This is a genomic window from Streptomyces sp. NPDC043812 (genome assembly GCF_056436245.1).
The window spans coordinates 15,468-34,513 of the sequence record NZ_JBWKCY010000012.1 but is presented as its reverse complement, the minus strand read 5'-3'; the positions used below and the strand labels follow the sequence as shown (position 1 = coordinate 34,513).

The window sequence follows — 19,046 nt, the reverse complement described above, 5'->3', positions numbered from 1 at the left end:
ATTCTCGCACCCCTTCAGACATATGTCTGAGATACGGGACGCGGATGCGTGACAGGTGTCGATGGCAGAGCACGGGCGAGATCCTTAGGTTTCACGATGGTTCTTCGTGCCGTTCCCGTTTCGTTCGGTTTCGGCCTTCTTCGACACCTGTTCCGTGGAGGTGCCCCGTGCTGGGTCCCGTGATCCTCGCCGCTTCGCGCAGCGACAAGATGCGCCGCTTCGTGTCGGCCGCCCCGGGGACCAAGCAGGTCGTCGCCCGGTTCATCGCCGGTGAGACGGTCGAGCAGGTCATCCCGATCGTCCGGGACGCCGCGGCCAAGGGCCTCGAGGTCACTCTGGACGTCGTGGGCGAGGACATCACCACCCCCGAACAGGCCGCCGCCGCGCGCGACGCCTACCTGGAGCTGATCGAGCACCTCGGCGAGCTGGACCTCGGCACGAAGGCCGAGATGTCCGTGAAGCTGTCGATGTTCGGCCAGGCGCTGGAGGGCGGACACGAGCTGGCGCTCGCCAACGTCCGCCCCGTCGTCGAGGCCGCCGCCGCCATCGGCACCACCGTCACGCTGGATGCCGAGGACCACACCACCCTGGACTCGATGTTCGCCATCCACGAGGAGCTGCGGAAGGACTTCCCACAGACGGGCTGCGTCATCCAGGCGTATCTCTTCCGCACCGAGGACGACGCCCGCCGCCTCGCCGACGCCGGCAGCCGGGTCCGCATCGTGAAGGGCGCCTACAAGGAGCCCGCCTCCGTCGCCTACCAGGACAAGTCCGAGATCGACAGGGCGTACGTCCGCATCCTGAAGATCCTGATGGAGGGCGACGGCTACCCGATGATCGGGTCGCACGACCCGCGACTCATTGCCATCGCGCAGGACCTGGCCCACCGCGCAGGGCGCAAACTGGATGAGTACGAGTTCCAGATGCTGTACGGGATCCGCAGCGACGAGCACGTGCGGCTCGCGGCCGAGGGCCACCGGATGCGCGTCTACACGGCGTACGGCACCGACTGGTACGGCTACTTCATGCGCCGTCTCGCGGAGAAGCCGGCGAACCTGCTGTTCTTCGTCCGCTCGATGATCACCAAGGGCTGAGCGTGGTTGTCGCCACCCAGGTGCATCCTGGAGGACGACAACCGCCGCTCGTCGGCCGGCTGTGCCGCGCCCGTTCCGCTCTGTCTCCCGAAAGGAGCTACGGAACTCGTGACTCCGCCCCGTGGGGCTTCTCACTCGCCCGCCGAAACGTGCTCGTGACGGTCAAGCCCTGACCGCAACCCAACATATGCCGGTACTTCAGTTCCTCCCGACTGAAGTCAGCGATTCACTCGGAAGAGGTTACTCATGGACGCCGTGACCCAGGTCCCCGCCCCGGTCAACGAGCCGGTGCACGGCTACGCACCCGGCTCGCCCGAGCGCGCCCGCCTCGAGGTCAAGCTGAAGGAGCTGGCCGAGAACCCGATCGAGCTGCCGATGACCATCGGCGGCGTCAAGCGGATGGGCGGCGGCGAGCGCTTCGACGTCGTGCAGCCGCACAACCACGGGGCCGTCATCGGCACCTTCGCCGGCGCCACCGAGGACGACGCGCAGGACGCGATCGACGCCGCCCTCGCCGCTGCCCCGGCCTGGCGCGCGATGTCGTTCGACGACCGCGCCGCGATCATCCTGCGCGCCGCCGAGCTGCTGTCCGGCCCCTGGCGCGAGACGCTGGCCGCCTCCACCATGCTGGGCCAGTCGAAGACCGCCCAGCAGGCCGAGATCGACACTCCCTGCGAGCTCGTCGACTTCTGGCGCTTCAACGTCAAGTACGCCCGCGACATCCTGGCCGAGCAGCCCCCGGCCAACTCGCCCGGCGTGTGGAACCGCATGGACCACCGCCCGCTCGAGGGCTTCGTCTACGCGATCACTCCGTTCAACTTCACCGCCATCGCCGGCAACCTGCCGACCGCGCCCGCCCTCATGGGCAACGTCGTCGTCTGGAAGCCGTCCCCCACGCAGACCCACGCCGCCGTGCTGCTCATGCAGCTCCTCGAGGAGGCCGGCCTGCCCAAGGGCGTCATCAACCTGGTGACCGGTGACGGCATCGCCGTCTCCGAGGTGGCGCTGAACCACCCGATGCTCGCCGGCATCCACTTCACCGGCTCGACCAAGACCTTCCAGCACCTGTGGAAGACGGTCGGCAACAACATCGAGAAGTACCGCTCCTACCCGCGCATCGTCGGCGAGACCGGCGGCAAGGACTTCGTCGTCGCCCACCCGAGCGCCGACCGCGCCGTGCTGAAGACCGCGCTGACCCGCGGCTCCTTCGAGTTCCAGGGCCAGAAGTGCTCCGCGTCCTCGCGTGCCTACGTCCCCGCCTCGATCTGGAACTCCGGCTTCAAGGAGGAGTTCGCGGCAGAGGTCGACGGCATCCGCATGGGTGACGTCACCGACCTGACGAACTTCATCGGCGCCGTGATCGACGAGCGTTCCTTCGCCAAGAACAAGGCCGCGATCGACCGGGCGAAGCAGGACCCGACGTGCACGATCGTCGCGGGCGGCAGCTACGACGACTCCGTCGGCTACTTCGTGCGCCCGACCGTCGTCGAGTGCTCGGACCCGGCCAACGAGGTCTTCACCACGGAGTACTTCGGCCCGATCCTCGCCGTCCACGTCTACGAGGACGACGAGTACGACGCCATGCTCGAGCAGATGGAGTCCGTGTCGGACTACGCCCTGACCGGCGCGGTCATCGCGAACGACCGTGCCGCCGCCGCGCACACGATGGAGAAGCTGCGCTACGCCGCGGGCAACTTCTACATCAACGACAAGTCGACCGGCGCCGTCGTCGGCCAGCAGCCCTTCGGCGGTGGCCGCGCCTCCGGCACCAACGACAAGGCCGGCGCCCCGCAGAACCTGATGCGCTGGACGCTGACCCGTGCGATCAAGGAGACGCTGGTCGCGCCGACCGACTACTCCTACCCGCACATGGGCTGACCCCTCCGGGTCCCCTGAACTCCGCCCCCCGCCGGTCCCCACACCGGCCGGGGGCGGTTCACTTCGGGCAGGTCTACGCTGCTTGGGAGGGGGTGCCGGAAGGAGGCGTGATGCCAGGTTCAACGACGTTGAAGGCCGGGCACGGGGTCGATCCGATCGAGCACACCGATGCCGTGCGGCTGGCATCCGTACTGCGGGAACTGACCGGTCTGCTGACCGTGGACGGGCCGAACCGGCTCACCGATGCGCAGGCGAGTGCCCTGTGCGGGGCGCAGGCGCACGACCGGCAGGAGCTCGGGGCGTGGATCGCCCGGGTCGGGCAGGAGCTGAGCCGGAAGGTGGCGGAGTAACGCGGCGGGTCCTCGCGTCGTCCCGCGCTGCGCGCCTCGCGGCTCTCTCCCGTGTGGGGAGGACCGTGAGGCGCTTGACGACGGCCTGCCGGCTGACCGGCAGGCCGTCGTCATGAAGTGGTCACGCCGCTGTACCGCGGACTCGCGTCGCCTGCACGGCGCACCGGTGCTGGAAGGGATCAAGGTCAATGATCACCTCCGGCGCAGGGAGCAGCCATGCCAGAGAGCCGCAGAACAAGACCCGTCCGCCGAATCCTTCTGCACTGTTGCGTCAACGTCTTCGCGGCGACGGCCCTCGTCGCGCTGGGTGCCACGGAAGCCGGAGCCCAGGTGCAGACCTGCTTCGGCGTCCCGGTGACGACCACGACCGGGACGCCGGGATCGTGGGGAACGCACGCGGCGCCGGCGGCAACGACGTCCTGGACCTGGGCGCGGACGGCGGCACGGTCGCCGTCGGCGATCACGCCGCTTCCCAGGGCACCGCGATCGGTTCCGGCAACGACCGGATCTTCGGCGGCAGCGCGTGGCGAGTTCGAGATCATCGGAGACAGCGGTCTGGGGGACCCCACCGGAGCGACGGCGGGGCACGACCGGATCTTCGGGCGCGGGCGGGGACGACGTCGTCTTCGGTGACAACGCCGGCGTGAACGGCTCTGTGACCACGGTGGGCGGGGCCGACCGGATCGACGCGGGAAGCGGCGACGACACCCTGAAGGGCGGGCCCGCCCGCGACTTCCTCGACGGCAGCGCGGGTATGGACGACTGCGACGGCGAAGCCGGCACCGACTTCGAGATCAACTGCGAGATCTGACCCGGGCCGAGGCCCTGGGGCATCCCGTCTCGGCGAGGCGCTCACGCCTTGACGAGCATCTTCCCCAGGTTCTCGCCCCGCAGCATGCCGAGGAACGCGTCCACGATCCGCTCGAATCCCTCGACGACCGTGACGTCGGGGGCGACGGCGCCGCTCTGCAGATGCGGGACGAGGAAGTCCTCGAACTCGCCTTGCAGGGCCGTGTGCTTGCGCACCAGCACACCCTCGATGCGCAGCGCCTTGTCGACCACCTCGAACAGGTTGCGGGGCGCCGGAGGCGGCTCCGCGGAGTTGTACTGGGCGATGGCGCCGACCCAGGCGATCCGGCCGGACTCGCGCAACGAGGCGATGGCGCCCTCCAGATGGCCGCCCCCGACATTGTCCACGTAGGCGTCGATGCCTGTCGGCGCCGCCTTGGCCAGCAGCTCCGCCACCGGGCCGTCGTGGTAGTCGAAGGCCGCGTCGTACCCCACCTGCTCCGTCAGATACCGCACCTTGGCGGGCGATCCGGCGCTGCCCACGATCCGCCCCGCGCCGAGCAGCCGGGCGATCCGGCCGGCCGCCGTACCGACCCCGCCCGCGGCGGCCGACACGAACAGGTCCTCGCCCGGCTGCAGCCGCAGCGATCGGGTCAGCGCCACGTACGCGGTCAGTCCCGTGCCGCCGAGGATGCTCAAGTGCGCGAAGAGCGGGACGCCTTGGTGGGAGCGCACCAGGCGCGTCCCGTCCGCGCCGGCCGTCACCAGGGCGTGCGTACGCCAGCCCGCACGGTGGAAGACCAGGTCGCCCTCGGACAGTCCGGAGTCCCGGGAGGCTACGACCCGGCCTATGGTGCGGCCCTCCAGCGGGCTGTTCAGCTGCCACCCGCCGTCCATCAGCTCACGGTGGTAGGGGTCCACGGACCAGTAGAGGTTCTCCACCAGCGCCTGACCCTGCCCGGGCGAGGGCACAGGTGCCTGCGTGAAGGCGAACAGGTCGGGGGTGGGGAAGCCGGTGGGGCGGGCGATCTGGTGCACGGCCAGCGCGTTCTGCGTCGTCATGACCGTGACGGTAGGGGCGAAGCGGCCGTGCCGTCAGACGGTTTTGATGATCGCCGTCTCAGATAGTAGGAAGTCCGAGTAATTGTGGAGACAGAAGCGCGTAGCTGTCCTAGCTTTGTAGAAGCCGAACGTCTCGCTCGATCCAGCGAACGGCGGACGCGAGCATTGCCCCGATGCAGGCAACCCCTGCGGCACCGCTCCCCGCCCCTTCCGGCACCTTCGAAATCGTGTCTGATCTCCAAGGAGTCGATCACCATGCCCGCTGAGACCGCTCGTCGAGTCCGCCGTACGTCCCGTACCGCCGAAACCGACCGCAAGAACGCCGCCGCCGCCCTGCAGCGAGCCCTGGACCGCAGGGACAACGGCGGGGAGACCGGCCACTGAGCCCACTGCTCCTGGTCCACATGGTGGACGGCCCGTGTCAATGCATGGGACGGAGAGTAGGGTGCCCGACATGTCTCGCAGCATCAATCTCGCAGTTGTCCCCGGTGACGGCATCGGCCAGGAGGTCGTGGCGCAGGGCCTGAAGGTCCTTGCCGCCGTCCTCCCGCAGGATGTGAAGCTGGAGACCAAGGAGTACGACCTCGGCGCCAAGCGCTGGCACCGGACGGGTGAGACCCTCCCGGACGCGGAGCTCGACGCCCTGAAGAACCACGACGCGATCCTGCTCGGCGCCATCGGTGACCCGTCGGTGCCGTCCGGAGTCCTGGAGCGAGGGCTGCTGCTGAAGCTGCGGTTCGCCTTCGACCACTTCGTCAATCTGCGTCCCTCGAAGCTCTTCCCCAATACGGCGACCCCGCTCGCCGGCCGCCCGGACATCGACTTCGTCGTCGTCCGCGAAGGCACCGAGGGCCCGTACACCGGCAACGGCGGCTCGCTGCGCACCGGCACCGAGCACGAGGTCGCCACCGAGGTCAGCCTCAACACGGCGTACGGCGTGGAGCGCGTCGTCCGTGACGCGTACGAGCGGGCCGACGCCCGCCCCCGCAAGAAGCTGACGCTCGTCCACAAGAACAACGTCCTCGTCTACGCCGGTCACATGTGGAAGAACATCTTCGACCGGGTCGGCCAGGAGTACCCCGAGGTCACCACCGACTATCTGCACGTCGACGCTGCGACGATCTTCTTCGTCACCCAGCCGGAGCGCTTCGACGTCATCGTCACCGACAACCTCTTCGGCGACATCCTCACCGACCTCGCCGCGGCCGTGACCGGCGGCATCGGCCTGGCCGCCTCCGGCAACATCAACCCGACCGGCGCGTTCCCGTCGATGTTCGAGCCCGTCCACGGCTCGGCGCCCGACATCGCCGGCACCGGCAAGGCCGACCCCACGGCCACGATCCTGTCTGTCGCCCTCCTGCTGCGGCACCTCGGATTCGAGGACCAGGCCGTCCGCATCGAGCACGAGGTCGCCGCCGACCTGGCGGAACGCACGCCGGACACGGTCCGCACGACGGACGAGATCGGCGACGCGCTCGCGGTACGCGTAGCGAGCTGACCCGCCGGCATCACCCAAGCCGCCGGGTCGCATCAGCGCCCGGCGGCTTCTCCTGTGCGGCCCTCGGGTGTCACCATCAATCCCGGGCCGCAATCACGTCGTTCCCCGCCCGGTCCCACGCGCGCGATAATCGAACGTGGGCCGTGCCACGCGGCGATGCTCGGACGTCCAACGAAGTGGCGTGAGCGCGGTCCGACACAACCAAAACGGTGAAGGACACTGCACTCATGACGACGCCCACGATCGAGCTCAAGCCCTCCTCGACCCCGCTCTCCGACGCGGAGCGCGAGGGGATCCTGGCCGCACCCGGATTCGGCCGCCACTTCACCGATCACATGGTGACGATCAAGTGGACCGAGGGCCGTGGCTGGCACGACGCCGAGCTCGTCCCGTACGCGCCTCTGTCGATCGACCCGGCCAACATGACCCTGCACTACGCGCAGGAGATCTTCGAGGGGCTCAAGGCGTACCGCCGCCCCGACGGCTCCGTCGCCACCTTCCGTCCGGAGGCCAACGCCGAGCGATTCCAGCGTTCCGCCCGCCGCCTCGCCATGCCCGAGCTGCCGGTCGACACCTTCATCGCCGCGTGTGACGCGCTCGTCCAGCAGGACATTGCGTGGGTGCCCGCCCACGGTGGCGAGGAGTCGCTCTATCTGCGCCCGTTCATGATCGCGACGGAGGTCGGCCTCGGCGTCCGCCCCGCCAACGAGTACCTGTTCCTCGTCATCGCCTCGCCCGCCGGCGCCTACTTCCCCGGTGGCGTCAAGCCCGTCTCCATCTGGCTCTCCGAGGACCGCGTCCGCGCCGTCCCCGGCGGCATGGGCGACGCCAAGACCGGCGGGAACTACGCGGCCTCCCTGCTCGCCCAGGCCGAAGCGGCCTCGAAGGGCTGCGACCAGGTCGCCTACCTCGATGCCGTGGAGCACCGGTGGGTCGAGGAACTGGGCGGCATGAACCTGTACTTCGTCTACGAGGACAGGATCGTCACCCCCGAACTCACCGGCTCGCTGCTCGCCGGTATCACCCGGGACTCCCTCCTCACCCTTGCCAAGGACCTCGGCTACGCCTCCGAGGAGGGCCGGGTCTCGATCGACCAGTGGCAGGCCGACACGGAGAACGGCACGCTCAAGGAGGTCTTCGCCTGCGGCACCGCCGCGGTGATCACCCCCGTCGGCACGGTCAAGTGCGCGCGGGGCGAGTGGACCCAGTCGGGCGGCGAACCGGGTGAGGTCACGATGCGACTGCGCAAGGCACTGCTCGACATCCAGACCGGCAAGGCGGAGGACGTCCACGGCTGGACCCACCGGCTGGGCTGATCCGCACCCGTCGCAGTGACGGCAGAAGGCCCGCCCCACGCCGGGGCGGGCCTTCTGCCGTGCGCATCACTTCCTGCGCTTGTCCTGCTTGCGCCGGGAGCGCTCCTCGGGAATCAGCCCGAGCAGATCCCCGAAGTGGTAGACCACCGAGCCGATGCCCTTGAGCACCCGCACGATCACCGGACCTGCGATGTCCTCCACTGCGTTTCCCCGTTTCCTTGTTCCCCAAGTGCCGCTTCCTCAGCGGCGGTCGCCATGATCGTACGAGACGCCGGGCGGGTCAGAACGCCATGGACCACCCCTCCGATCAGGCCGGACAGGATGAAGCTGCAGTCGACGCCGCCCGTCAGAGCGAGCAGCGGTCCCTCGTACAGCGGGGTGGACACGGCGGCCAGGCCCACCGCGGCGCCCAGTGCCCAGGACAGGGTCGCCCGGGGGTGCCAGCCGGCCCGGAACCAGTAGGCCCCGCCGCGCGCCCGCCGGTTGTGGACCTGCAGTGCCTCCGCGTCGTACTCACCGCCGCAGCGGATGTGCGTCATGAGGGTGATCACGGCCCACGGAGTTCCGATCGCCGTGAGCAGCAGCACGAACGACGTCATCGCGGACTGCGCGTCCCACACGAAGTGGCCGAGGAAGACGAAGAGGGTCGCGACGGCGGCGACGACGAGTGTGGCGCGGGTACGGGTGGCCTTCGGCAGGATCGCGTCCAGGTCGAGGCCCATGGAGTAGAGCATCAGACCCGCGTTGCCCACCGACCCGGCCGCCGCGGCGACCAGCAGCGGGACGAGGTACCAGACGGGTGACGCGGCGACCAGGGGGTCGGCGTAGTCCGTTGCGGCGCGGGCGGCGAGCGCCGTGTACGTACCGAAGAGCTGCGGCACGAGCAGTCCGGCCATGAGTCCCAGACAGGTCGCGCGCAGCACGCGGCGCGGGCTGTGGCGCCGGGGCGAGATGTAGCGGGTGTAGTCGCCGAGCAGGGTGATGAACGCGATCGGCCCGCTGAGCCCGGCGGCCACGGCGGACAGTACCCAGGTCGGCCAGAACGAGCCCAGCAGAAACGGGGTGTCCGGTGGCGCGGCCGTCGTGAAGTCGGGGGCGTAGGCGATCAGGCCCAGCAGCAGGAGGCCGGTCATGCCGATCGCGAGGATCTTGCTCAGGCGCAGCAGCAGCCGGTAGCCGTACACCGCACCGACCACTGTGCAGGCAGCGAGTGCCGCGTACACCAGGGTGTGCGCGGCGCCGCCGGTGGAGACCCCGGCGATGCGGGCCAGTGTGCCGAGCATGACGTCCCCGCCGATCCACAGGGTCAGCGCGGTGTAGCCGAGGGAGAGCAGCAGGCCGACGACCGAGCCGACGAGGCGGCCGCGCACGCCGAACGCGGCGCCGCTCGAGGTCGACAGATTGGTCGCCGTGCGCAGGGACACGAGGGCGAGCGGTGCGGTGACGGCAATGCCGACGACGGTGCCCGCGACGACCGAGGTGACGGCGGGCCACAGGCCGAGACCGAACGAAACCGGCAGCCAGCCGAAGACGATCACCCCCAGGCAGAGGTTCGACCCGAGCAGGATCGACAGAAGGTCCCGAGGAGTACTGGTGCGCTCCGGCTCGGGGATGGTGTCGACTCCGCGCTGTTCCATCGGCATGCGGCTCGCTCCTGTCAGGGACTTTTGAGTGACGCTCTAATTGAGTGCTGCTCAATGTGAGCCATACCTAGCAGTAAGTCAACGGTTCCCTTCGAGGTGATGTGGTTGTTAGAGTGATGCTCAAATCTGGAGGTGCTGACGTGAGACTGACCCCGACCGAGCGCGACCGGCTGCTGCTGTTCGGTGCCGCGGAGCTGGCGCGGGCGCGCCGCGCCCGAGGACTGCGGCTCAACGTGCCAGAGGCGACCGCGCTCATCGCCGACACGGTCTGTGAAGCCGCCCGGGACGGCCGCAGGCTCGCCGAGGCGATCGAGGCGGCCCGCTCGGTGCTCGGCCCGGACGACGTTCTCCCCGGCGTCGCCGACATCGTCACCGAGGTCCACGTCGAGGCGGTCTTCGAGGACGGCTCCCGGCTGGCGGTCGTCCCCCACCCGGTCGGGGGCGGCCTGGGCGAGAGCGCGCCCGGCGCGCTCCTGCCCGGCCCCGCGTACGACGAGCCCGAGCCCGTCGCCACGCTGGCCGTGCGCAACACCGCGACCGTGCCCGTCAGCGTCACCTCGCACTTCCACTTCTTCGAGGCCAACCCGCGGCTCCGCTTCGACCGCGCCGCCGCCTACGGCATGCGTCTCGCCGTCCCCGCAGGCTCGTCCGTCCGCTTCGACCCCGGCAGCGAGGTGGAGGTGGGCCTGCTGTCCATCGGCGGTGAGCGGATCGCCATCGGCTTCGCCGGCCTCGTCGACGGACCACTCGATGCGCCCGGCGCGAAGGAAGAAGCCCTGCGACGCGCCGCGGCCTGCGGCTATCTGGGAACGGAGACCGGTTGATGGACCCCTACGAGTACGCATCCGTGCACGGGCCGCGCACCGGGGACCGCGTCGTCCTCGGCGACTCGGGGCTCGTCGTGCGCGTCGAGTCCGACGCCCAGAAGCCGGGCGACGAGTTCCTGGCCGGCTTCGGCAAGACCGCCCGCGACGGACTGCACCTCAAGGCCGCCGCCGTGCGGGAGACCTGCGACGTCGTCATCAGCAACGTGCTCGTGATCGACGCTGTGCAGGGCATCCGCAAGGTGTCCATCGGCATCCGCGAGGGCCGCATCCACGCCATCGGACGGGCCGGGAACCCGGACACCCTCGACGGCGTGGACGTCGTCGTCGGCACCGGCACGTCGATCGTCTCCGGTGAAGGGCTGATCGCCACCGCGGGCGCCGTCGACACCCACGTCCACCTACTCTCGCCGCGCATCATGGAGGCATCGCTCGCCTCCGGTGTCACGACGGTCATCGGCCAGGAGTTCGGCCCCGTGTGGGGCGTCGGGGTCAACTCGCCCTGGGCGCTGAAGCACGCGTTCAACGCCTTCGACGCCTGGCCCGTCAACATAGGCTTCCTCGCCCGTGGTTCGTCCTCCGACCCGGCCCCCCTCGTCGAGGCGCTGGCCGAGGGCGGTGCGTCCGGGTTCAAGGTGCACGAGGACATGGGCGCGCACACCCGCGCCCTGGACACCGCCCTGCGGGTCGCCGAGGAGCACGACGTACAGGTGGCCCTGCACAGCGACGGGCTGAACGAATGCCTGTCCGTCGAGGACACCCTGCGTGTCCTCGACGGCCGGACCATCCACGCCTTCCACATCGAGGGCTGCGGCGGCGGACACGTCCCGAACGTGCTGAAGATGGCCGGTGTGCCGAACGTCATCGGTTCTTCCACGAACCCCACGCTGCCCTTCGGCAGGGACGCGGTCGCCGAGCACTACGGCATGATCGTCTCCGTCCACGACCTCAAGACCGACCTGCCGGGCGACGCGGCGATGGCCCGCGACAGGATCCGCGCGGGAACGATGGGCGCGGAGGACGTCCTGCACGACCTCGGCGCAATCGGGATCACCTCCTCGGACGCGCAGGGGATGGGACGTGCGGGCGAGACCGTGCGCCGTACCTTCGCCATGGCCGGGAAGATGAAGGCCGAGCTCGGGCCGATGGACGGCGACGGCGCGCACGACGACAACGCGCGCGTGCTGCGCTACATGGCCAAACTGACGATCAACCCCGCGATCGCGCACGGCCTCTCCCACGAGATCGGCTCCATCGAGGCCGGCAAGATGGCCGACATCGTGCTGTGGCGGCCGGAGTTCTTCGGTGCGAAGCCGCAGCTGGTGCTGAAGTCCGGCTTCCCCGCCTACGGGGTGGTCGGCGACCCGAACGCGGCGACCGACACCTGCGAACCCCTGGTCCTCGGACCACAGTTCGGGGCATACGGCGCGACACCGGCCGACATCTCCGTCGCCTTCGTCGCCCAGGCCGCGGTCGACATCGGCTCCGACATGATGCCCACGCGCCGCCGCCGGGTCGCGGTGCGCGGCACGCGGGGCATCGGCCCCGGGAACCTGCTGCTCAACTCCCGTGTGGGAGACGTGTCCGTGGACGGCCGCACCGGTCTGGTCACGCTCGACGGTGACCCGTTGCGCTCCCAGCCCGCCGAGTCCATCTCCCTCAACCGCCTCTACTTCCTCTAGGAACCGCTGTGACCTTCCGTATGCCGCCCGAATGGGCCCCGCACGAGCGCACCTGGATGGCCTGGCCCGGCCCCAACCCGACGTTCACCAACGACGCCGAGCTTGTCGAGGCGCGGAGGGCCTGGGCCTCCGTGGCCCGTGCCGTACGCCGCTTCGAACCGGTCACGGTGGTCGCGGGCACCGGCCAGTCCGCGTCCGCCCACGAGCTCCTCGGCCCGGACATCGACGTCGTCGAACGGGACCTCGACGACGCGTGGATGCGCGACATCGGCCCCACCTTCGTCACCGACGGCACTCGACTGGCCGCTGTGGACTGGGTGTTCAACGGCTGGGGAGCAGCCGACTGGGCGCGCTGGGAGCACGACGCGAAGATCGCCCGCCATGTCGCGGACATCGCGGACGTACCCGTCCACGCCTCCTCGCTCGTCAACGAGGGCGGCGCGATCCACGTCGACGGCGAGGGCACGGTCCTGCTCACGGACACGGTCCAGCTCGGCCCCGAACGCAACCCCGGGTGGACCCGCACCCAGGTCGAGGCGGAGCTCCACGCCCGGCTCGGCACGACGAAGGCGATCTGGCTGCCACGCGGACTGACCGGCGACTACGGCATGTACGGCACGCGCGGCCACGTCGACATCGTCGCGGCCTTCGCAGGCCCGGGAGTCGTGGTGTGCCACACCCAGCCCGACCCCGCCCACCCCGACCACGAACTGTGCAAGGCGAACGTCGCCCTCCTGGAGTCCGCGACGGACGCGAAGGGCCGCCGACTCGAGGTCGTCGAGGTCCCGGCTCCCACGGTGCTGCGCGACGAGGACGGCGAGTGGGTCGACTACTCGTACATCAACCACTACGTCTGCAACGGGGGAGTCGTGCTGTGCGCGTTCGACGACCCGAGGGACGAGATCGCCGCCGGCATCTTCCGCAGGCTGTACCCGGGCCGGACGGTGACGCTGGTGGACGCGCGGGCGATCTTCGCGGGCGGGGGCGGAATCCACTGCATCACCCAGCAGCAGCCCGAGGTGTGATCCCGATCAGGTAGAACGTACGGGTGAACGTCATGCCCCCGGCAGCCGCCGTATGACCCCCGCTTCCCGCCGCCGCAATGTCGCGCCGCCGCGCGAGGCGCTGCTCGCCGCCGCCATGGACACCATCGCCGAGCGCGGGCTCGACGGGCTCACCATGGCGGGGCTCGGGCGCGAGGTCGGGATGAGCAGCGGGCATCTCCTCTACTACTTCCGTACCAAGGACGAGCTTTTGCTGCAGACACTGGAGTGGAGCGAGGGACGCCTCGGTCACGAGCGCAGTGCGCTGCTGTCCCGGCAGGTGACCGCGCGGGAGCGACTCGACGCGTACGTCGACCTGTACGTGCCCGACGGGCCGCGCGACCCGCACTGGACGCTGTGGCTCGAGGTCTGGAACCGCTCGCAGAACGCGGACGCCGACGCCCGTGCCCGCCAGGCGGCGATCGAGGGCGCCTGGCACCGGGATCTGGTTGCTCTGCTCGCGGAGGGCATCTCCCGCGGCGAGTTCCGTGCCGTGGACCCGGATCGCTTCGCGGCAAGGCTGCGGGCACTGCTGGACGGCTTCAGCGTGCATGTGGCCGTGGGCATACCGGGGACGGGGCGCGAGCAGGTGCTGGCGCATGTGGGCGAGTTCGTGGGGGAGGGGCTGCTGACGCGGTGAGGTGCCCCCACCCCGCCCTTCCCTCAACCGGGCTCCGCCCGGACCGGTGCCCCCGCACGGGCTGATGTCGCTCCGCGAAATCCAGCCCCGACGGCATGTGAGGCGCGGGGCCCCGGTGACGGGAAGGGCGGGTAGGGGAACAGCATCCGCGAGCCACCGCCCGCATCGTGAGATCCCCGTCCACGCCCGGCGCAACTTGTGGCAAACTGCCACCGTGCTCTCGTTCGCCATGATTATCGGCAACAGCGCGCCGGTCCGCAGTGACCGCTGACCCGTGGACAGCAATCCCGCGGCAGGCGGCACCGTGCCCCAGACCCGCGCGCAGACCTCTCGCACCCGCGAGGGGTTTTTTCGTTTTACGGCCTCACCCACGGCCGAAGGCGAGCTGCGCGCGATGATGGGGGCAAGTGGAGCCAGACATTCCGGAGCCACTCATCCGACAGGAGTCAGGACAGCATGACCACCAACGGCCAGGACACGCAGGTCGACGACAGCTTCCATGTCTTCGACACGACCCTGCGCGACGGCGCGCAGCGTGAGGGCATCAACCTCACCGTCGCGGACAAGCTGACCATCGCACGGCACCTGGACGACTTCGGCGTGGGCTTCATCGAGGGCGGCTGGCCGGGGGCGAACCCGCGCGACACCGAGTTCTTCGCACGCGCGCAGAAGGAGATCACCTTCCGCAACGCGCAGCTCGTCGCATTCGGCGCCACCCGCCGGGCCGGCGCCAAGGCCGCGGACGACCCGCAGGTCAGGGCGCTGCTCGAGTCCGGCGCGCCCGTGATCACTCTGGTCGCCAAATCGCACGACAGGCATGTCGAGCTCGCCCTGCGCACGACGCTCGACGAGAACCTCGAGATGGTCCGCGACACCGTCACCCACCTGCGCGAGCAGGGCCGCCGGGTCTTCGTCGACTGCGAGCACTTCTTCGACGGCTACCGCGCGAACGCCGAGTACGCCAAGGCGGTCGTACGGACCGCGCACGAGGCCGGTGCCGATGTCGTCATCCTCTGCGACACCAACGGCGGCATGCTGCCCGCCCAGGTGCAGGCCGTGGTCGCCACCGTGATCGCCGACACCGGAGCCCGCCTCGGAATCCACGCCCAGGACGACACCGGCTGCGCCGTCGCCAACACCCTGGCCGCGGTGGACGCGGGCGCGACGCATGTGCAGTGCACCGCCAACGGCTACGGCGAGCGGGTGGGCAACGCCAACCTGTTCCCCGTCGTCGCCGCGCTGGAGCTCAAGTACGGCAAGAAGGTCCTGCCGCAGGGCGCGCTCGCGGAGATGACCCGTATCTCGCACGCCATCGCCGAGGTCGTCAACCTCACGCCCTCCACGCATCAGCCCTACGTGGGAGTCTCCGCCTTCGCGCACAAGGCCGGACTGCACGCCTCCGCGATCAAGGTCGATCCGGACCTCTACCAGCACATCGACCCCGAACTGGTCGGCAACACCATGCGGATGCTCGTCTCCGACATGGCCGGACGCGCCTCCATCGAGCTCAAGGGCAAGGAGCTGGGGATCGACCTCGGCGACGACCGCGAGCTCGTCGGCCGGGTCGTCGAGCGGGTCAAGGAGCGCGAGCTCAAGGGCTACACCTACGAGGCGGCCGACGCGTCCTTCGAACTGCTGCTGCGCGCCGAGGCGGAAGGCCGCGCCCGCCGCTACTTCCGTACCGAGTCCTGGCGCGTGATCGTCGAGGACCGCCCCGACGGCACCCACGCCAACGAGGGCACGGTCAAGTTGTGGGCCAAGGGCGAGCGCATCGTCGCCACGGCCGAGGGCAACGGCCCGGTCAACGCCCTGGACCAGGCGCTGCGTGTGGGCCTGGAGAAGATCTACCCGCAGCTGGCGAAGATGGAGCTGATCGACTACAAGGTCCGCATCCTGGAAGGCCGGCACGGTTCGGGTTCGACGACACGTGTCCTGATCTCGACTGGCGACGGTGACGCCGACTGGTCCACGGTCGGTGTGGGGGACAACATCATCGCCGCGTCCTGGCAGGCGCTGGAGGACGCGTACACCTACGGCCTCCTGCGCGCGGGCGTGGAGCCGACGGAGTAGCGACGGGGGTGGGGGCGGCCCGGCCGGCCGTCCCCACCCGTACCGTCAGCCGCGCAGCTGCCACTTCTGGTTGGCCGCACCTGTGCACGACCAGAGCTGCGCGCGTGTCCCGTTCGCCGAGGTGTTGTCCGAGGCGTCCAGACACTTGTCCGCCGCGACGTTGACCAGGTCCCCGCTGCCCGTCTCGAGGCGCCACTGCTGTGCGCCGGAGCCGTTGCAGGTGTAGAGCTGGACCTTCGCGCCGTCGGCCGTCGCACCGGACGTCACGTCCAGGCATTTGCCGAGCCCCCGGACCGATCCGTCGGAGCGGATCGTCCAGCGCTGGGCCGCAGAGCCGTTGCAGTCCCAGAGCTGGACCGCGGTGCCGTCCGCCGACGAACCGCCCGCCACATCGAGGCACTTGCAGTCGAGGCCCACCAGGGTGCCGGTCTGTTCCGAGCTGCCCCCCTGGGTGCCCGACCAGGTGAAGGTCGCCGAGGTCCTGCCGGGCAGCGCATAGGCAAAGCGCTGGCCGCCCCAGTTGACGGTCATCGTCCGCGCGCTGGACGAGTCGTTGTACGCGAGGAGCGCCTTCGAACCGTCGGGGTTGCGCCAGGCCACGTTCGGCACCTCCGAGCTGCCGGTGGAGGCGATCCGGTGCGCGCCGGGTTTCACGAACTTCGTGAGGTGACCCATCGTGTAGTACTCGACCGTGTAGTCGACCTGGCCGTGCCGCCCGTCCCCGTTGTGGACGGTGATCAGACCGTCGCAGGTGCCGCAGCCGCCGTTGTGCGGGCCGCGGTTCTGGTCGACCGCGAGGGACCACTTGGTCACCGACTTCGCCCAGTTGCGGGTGTAGTCGATGATGTTCAGCATGTCCTCGCGCTGCTGGTTCGCGATCCAGGTGCCGCCGGAGTGCTCGGTCTGGAAAGCGTCCAGCTGCGGGTACTGGTTGTGGACGTCCGTCTGCTCGGAGACGTTGCCGCCGTAGCCGTGCCACGCGACACCGCCGAAGTTGGGGTGGCTGCGCACCGCCGCGTCGTTCACGGTCTGCGCCGCGTACGCGTCGTACGTGTCCCAGTTCCAGTCGTGGGCCAGCACCTTGGTGGGCAGGCCGGCGCTCGCCAGCTTCGGCAGCAGCTCGCTCTTGGTGAAGTAGGCGAGCCCGGAGCCGTTCCAGCTCATCGACGGATACCCGGCGCAGCAGGTCGGCTCGTTCTGGGCGGTGACGTAGTCGACGGGGACGCCCTGGTCGCGCCAGCCCTGCAGGTACTTCACGAAGTAGTCGGCGTACGTGCCGTAGTTCTCTGCCTTGAGCCAGCCGCCGTTGAGCTGCCCGCTGTCCTTCATCCACGCCGGGGCGGTCCACGGCGAGGCGACCAGCGTCACGGCGGGATTGAGCTGCCGTGCCTGCTTCGTCAGCGGCAGCACGTCCTGCAGATCGTGGGCGAGGGAGAACTTCGACAGCGTCGGGTCGGTCTGCCCGGCCGGCAGATCGTTGTACGTGTAGCCGAAGCGTGCCAGGTCGGAGCCGCCCATCGGGTTGCGGACGAACGACAGGCCGATGCCCTCGGTCGGTGAGAACAGCTTCTTCATCGTCGCGTCGCGCGTGGCCTGTGACAGGGCTCCGGAGCCCTTCATCAGCCAGGCGGCGGTATCGGTGAAGGATGCTCCGCCACCGGTGAAGGTCTGATAGCGGGTGTTCTCGTCGACGGTGATGTTCGTGCCGCCACCGCCGTTGCCGGCCTCGAAGGCGAGCGGGGTCTGCGGCTGGAGTCCGCGGGTGACATGACGGCCGCCGGTGTCGTCCGTCGTGGTGAGCCAGACGTCCACCTGCTCGCCCGCGGCCTGCGCGGTGCCCGCGGAGAGGCCGGTGAGCCCGGCCGTGGCGAGCGCGCCCGCGAGCAGGAATCGGAAGGTTCTCTTCGGTTGTCGCGCCATGGGCTGGAGCCCTTCTCGGCAGAAGTGTGGGGGTCGAGGCGTGAGTGAACTGCCGTTGTGAACCCTCGTCAATACTTTGCGCGTTCAGATACTGAACGCTGAACTGGCTGCACCTGCCCGGAACTTGGACTTCGGCGGATTTCGGTGTGAAGTATTGACGGCGGCGGAGCACGCCTGTTGACTCACCGCACCACCGCCGGAACCGGTTCCGGTACCGGTTCCAGCCCTCGACGCGGAGGCCATCGGATGCGAGTCACCATCGCCGACGTCGCACGTGAGGCGGGTGTCAGCAAGACCACCGTGTCGCGGGTCCTGAACACCAGGGCCGACGTCGACGCGAGCACCGCAACCCGCGTTCGTGAAGTGATCGCTGCGCTCGGCTATGTGCCCAGCTCCGGAGCCGTCGGACTGGCCCGCGGCACCAGCCGTACGGTCGCCATGCTCACCCCTCCGCTCACCTGGCCGTGGATGGGCGAGGTGCTCCAGGGCGTCGTCGACACCGTCGAGGCCGCCGGATACGGGCTGCTGCTGTTCACCTGCAACCGCGGCGCCGAGTCCGTGGACCACTTCACCAGTCAGGTCTCCGCCCGTGCCTTCGACGGACTCCTCGTCATCGAACCGGAGAACACGCTCGACACCATCACCGCCATGCACCGCCGCGGACTGCCTGTCGTCCTCATCGACGACCGCGGCCACCACCCCGAGTTCCCGTCCGTGGCGACCACCAACCGGGAAGGCGGTGCGTCCGCGGCCCGCCATCTGCTCGCCGACGGCCGCGGCCGGCCCCTGGTGGCCACCGGGCCCTCGACCTTCGGCTGCGTACGGGACCGGCTCGACGGTTTCCTCGACGTCATGCCCACCGATCTCGTCGTCCAAGGCGAGTTCACCGAGATCTCCGGCAGGCAGGCGGTCGAGCGGGCCCTCGCCGACGGCCTCGTCTTCGACTCCGTCTTCGCGCACAACGACCTCATCGCCGCAGGCGCCCTGCGCGCCCTGCGGGAGGCCGGGCGCACCGTGCCGGACGACGTCGCCGTCGTCGGCTTCGACGACATCCCGATGGCGCGCCACACCGAGCCCCCGCTGACAACGATCCGCCAGCCGATGCGCGCGATGGGGGAGACGGCCGCCCGGCTGCTGCTCGCACGGCTCGCGGGCGCCACGATCCCCGACGAGCCGGTCGTGCTGCCCACCGAACTCGTCGTCCGGGGCTCGGCTCCCGCGCGCTGAACCAGCCGAA

General features: G+C 69.8%; 17 protein-coding genes. 13 read left to right on the top strand and 4 right to left on the bottom strand.

Going from position 1 to position 19,046, the window contains the following annotated elements; translation table 11 throughout:
• The first annotated feature begins 167 nt into the window (after positions 1–167).
• The 4 genes from AC067Z_RS18970 to AC067Z_RS18955 all read left to right on the top strand — a co-directional run bounded on the left by AC067Z_RS18970 (position 168) and on the right by AC067Z_RS18955 (position 4,133).
• A complete protein-coding gene (locus AC067Z_RS18970) occupies positions 168–1,094 on the top strand; it encodes a proline dehydrogenase family protein (RefSeq protein WP_478790682.1) in 927 nt (308 codons plus the stop codon).
• Between the two features lie 246 nt (positions 1,095–1,340).
• Positions 1,341–2,972 (top strand): L-glutamate gamma-semialdehyde dehydrogenase, encoded by a 1,632-nt coding sequence (gene pruA, locus AC067Z_RS18965; protein WP_478790681.1) that lies wholly within the window; start codon positions 1,341–1,343, stop codon positions 2,970–2,972.
• A gap of 110 nt (positions 2,973–3,082) precedes the next feature.
• Complete coding sequence (locus AC067Z_RS18960) at positions 3,083–3,322, top strand: hypothetical protein (protein WP_478790680.1); 240 nt, start codon at positions 3,083–3,085, stop codon at positions 3,320–3,322.
• A 643-nt stretch (positions 3,323–3,965) separates the two neighbouring features.
• Entirely contained in the window at positions 3,966–4,133 is a 168-nt protein-coding gene (locus AC067Z_RS18955) for a hypothetical protein (protein ID WP_478790679.1), read from the top strand.
• A 41-nt stretch (positions 4,134–4,174) separates the two neighbouring features.
• Here the strand turns inward: AC067Z_RS18955 and AC067Z_RS18950 are convergent, their stop codons facing one another.
• Positions 4,175–5,173, bottom strand: coding sequence for a zinc-binding dehydrogenase (locus tag AC067Z_RS18950; RefSeq protein ID WP_478790678.1), 999 nt, complete (start codon positions 5,171–5,173; stop codon positions 4,175–4,177).
• Between the two features lie 255 nt (positions 5,174–5,428).
• On the opposite strand from AC067Z_RS18950, the gene AC067Z_RS18945 reads away from it, so the two are divergent.
• The 3 genes from AC067Z_RS18945 to AC067Z_RS18935 all read left to right on the top strand — a co-directional run bounded on the left by AC067Z_RS18945 (position 5,429) and on the right by AC067Z_RS18935 (position 7,987).
• Positions 5,429–5,557, top strand: a complete 129-nt coding sequence (locus AC067Z_RS18945) for a hypothetical protein (protein WP_478790677.1) — start codon at positions 5,429–5,431, stop codon at positions 5,555–5,557.
• 70 nt (positions 5,558–5,627) lie between these two features.
• Positions 5,628–6,671, top strand: a complete 1,044-nt coding sequence (locus tag AC067Z_RS18940) for a 3-isopropylmalate dehydrogenase (RefSeq protein WP_478790676.1) — start codon at positions 5,628–5,630, stop codon at positions 6,669–6,671.
• Between the two features lie 227 nt (positions 6,672–6,898).
• A complete protein-coding gene (locus AC067Z_RS18935) occupies positions 6,899–7,987 on the top strand; it encodes a branched-chain amino acid aminotransferase (protein WP_478790675.1) in 1,089 nt (362 codons plus the stop codon).
• Positions 7,988–8,053: 66 nt separating this feature from the next.
• Here AC067Z_RS18935 and AC067Z_RS18930 read toward each other — a convergent pair whose 3' ends face one another.
• Both AC067Z_RS18930 and AC067Z_RS18925 read right to left on the bottom strand, forming a co-directional pair.
• Complete coding sequence (locus AC067Z_RS18930) at positions 8,054–8,188, bottom strand: hypothetical protein (protein ID WP_478790674.1); 135 nt, start codon at positions 8,186–8,188, stop codon at positions 8,054–8,056.
• A complete protein-coding gene (locus AC067Z_RS18925; RefSeq protein ID WP_478790673.1) occupies positions 8,164–9,630 on the bottom strand; it encodes a cytosine permease in 1,467 nt (488 codons plus the stop codon). The genes AC067Z_RS18930 and AC067Z_RS18925 overlap by 25 nt, the downstream gene beginning before the upstream one ends.
• 140 nt (positions 9,631–9,770) lie before the next feature.
• Here AC067Z_RS18925 and ureA point away from each other — a divergent pair, with 140 nt between their 5' ends.
• The 5 genes from ureA (at position 9,771) to cimA (ending at position 15,889) form a co-directional block, all read left to right on the top strand.
• On the top strand, positions 9,771–10,454 hold the full coding sequence (gene ureA, locus AC067Z_RS18920) for an urease subunit gamma (RefSeq protein ID WP_478790672.1): 684 nt from the start codon (positions 9,771–9,773) through the stop codon (positions 10,452–10,454).
• Positions 10,454–12,136, top strand: a complete 1,683-nt coding sequence (locus AC067Z_RS18915; protein WP_478790671.1) for an urease subunit alpha — start codon at positions 10,454–10,456, stop codon at positions 12,134–12,136. Before ureA ends, AC067Z_RS18915 begins: the two co-directional genes overlap by 1 nt.
• A gap of 8 nt (positions 12,137–12,144) precedes the next feature.
• Positions 12,145–13,161 (top strand): agmatine deiminase family protein, encoded by a 1,017-nt coding sequence (locus AC067Z_RS18910; protein WP_478790670.1) that lies wholly within the window; start codon positions 12,145–12,147, stop codon positions 13,159–13,161.
• 52 nt (positions 13,162–13,213) lie between these two features.
• Positions 13,214–13,819, top strand: coding sequence for a TetR family transcriptional regulator C-terminal domain-containing protein (locus AC067Z_RS18905; protein ID WP_478790669.1), 606 nt, complete (start codon positions 13,214–13,216; stop codon positions 13,817–13,819).
• Between the two features lie 456 nt (positions 13,820–14,275).
• Positions 14,276–15,889: a citramalate synthase gene (cimA, locus tag AC067Z_RS18900; RefSeq protein WP_478790668.1), complete on the top strand. Its 1,614-nt coding sequence runs from the start codon at positions 14,276–14,278 to the stop codon at positions 15,887–15,889.
• 45 nt (positions 15,890–15,934) lie between these two features.
• Here the strand turns inward: cimA and AC067Z_RS18895 are convergent, their stop codons facing one another.
• On the bottom strand, positions 15,935–17,809 hold the full coding sequence (locus AC067Z_RS18895; protein WP_478790667.1) for an RICIN domain-containing protein: 1,875 nt from the start codon (positions 17,807–17,809) through the stop codon (positions 15,935–15,937).
• A gap of 246 nt (positions 17,810–18,055) precedes the next feature.
• On the opposite strand from AC067Z_RS18895, the gene AC067Z_RS18890 reads away from it, so the two are divergent.
• On the top strand, positions 18,056–19,036 hold the full coding sequence (locus AC067Z_RS18890; RefSeq protein ID WP_478790666.1) for a LacI family DNA-binding transcriptional regulator: 981 nt from the start codon (positions 18,056–18,058) through the stop codon (positions 19,034–19,036).
• The last annotated feature ends 10 nt before the right edge of the window (positions 19,037–19,046 follow it).

What these genes read in the sequence shown, in the direction of transcription:
- AC067Z_RS18905 (WP_478790669.1), top strand. Translation starts at nt 13,214, where the DNA reads ATGACCCCCGCTTCCCGCCGCCGCAATGTCGCGCCGCCGCGCGAGGCG.
- pruA (WP_478790681.1), top strand. Translation starts at nt 1,341, where the DNA reads ATGGACGCCGTGACCCAGGTCCCCGCCCCGGTCAACGAGCCGGTGCAC.
- AC067Z_RS18890 (WP_478790666.1), top strand. Translation starts at nt 18,056, where the DNA reads ATGCGAGTCACCATCGCCGACGTCGCACGTGAGGCGGGTGTCAGCAAG.
- AC067Z_RS18940 (WP_478790676.1), top strand. Translation starts at nt 5,628, where the DNA reads ATGTCTCGCAGCATCAATCTCGCAGTTGTCCCCGGTGACGGCATCGGC.
- AC067Z_RS18895 (WP_478790667.1), bottom strand. Translation starts at nt 17,809, where the DNA reads ATGGCGCGACAACCGAAGAGAACCTTCCGATTCCTGCTCGCGGGCGCG.
- AC067Z_RS18935 (WP_478790675.1), top strand. Translation starts at nt 6,899, where the DNA reads ATGACGACGCCCACGATCGAGCTCAAGCCCTCCTCGACCCCGCTCTCC.
- AC067Z_RS18945 (WP_478790677.1), top strand. Translation starts at nt 5,429, where the DNA reads ATGCCCGCTGAGACCGCTCGTCGAGTCCGCCGTACGTCCCGTACCGCC.
- cimA (WP_478790668.1), top strand. Translation starts at nt 14,276, where the DNA reads ATGACCACCAACGGCCAGGACACGCAGGTCGACGACAGCTTCCATGTC.
- AC067Z_RS18915 (WP_478790671.1), top strand. Translation starts at nt 10,454, where the DNA reads ATGGACCCCTACGAGTACGCATCCGTGCACGGGCCGCGCACCGGGGAC.
- AC067Z_RS18925 (WP_478790673.1), bottom strand. Translation starts at nt 9,630, where the DNA reads ATGCCGATGGAACAGCGCGGAGTCGACACCATCCCCGAGCCGGAGCGC.
- AC067Z_RS18950 (WP_478790678.1), bottom strand. Translation starts at nt 5,173, where the DNA reads ATGACGACGCAGAACGCGCTGGCCGTGCACCAGATCGCCCGCCCCACC.
- AC067Z_RS18960 (WP_478790680.1), top strand. Translation starts at nt 3,083, where the DNA reads ATGCCAGGTTCAACGACGTTGAAGGCCGGGCACGGGGTCGATCCGATC.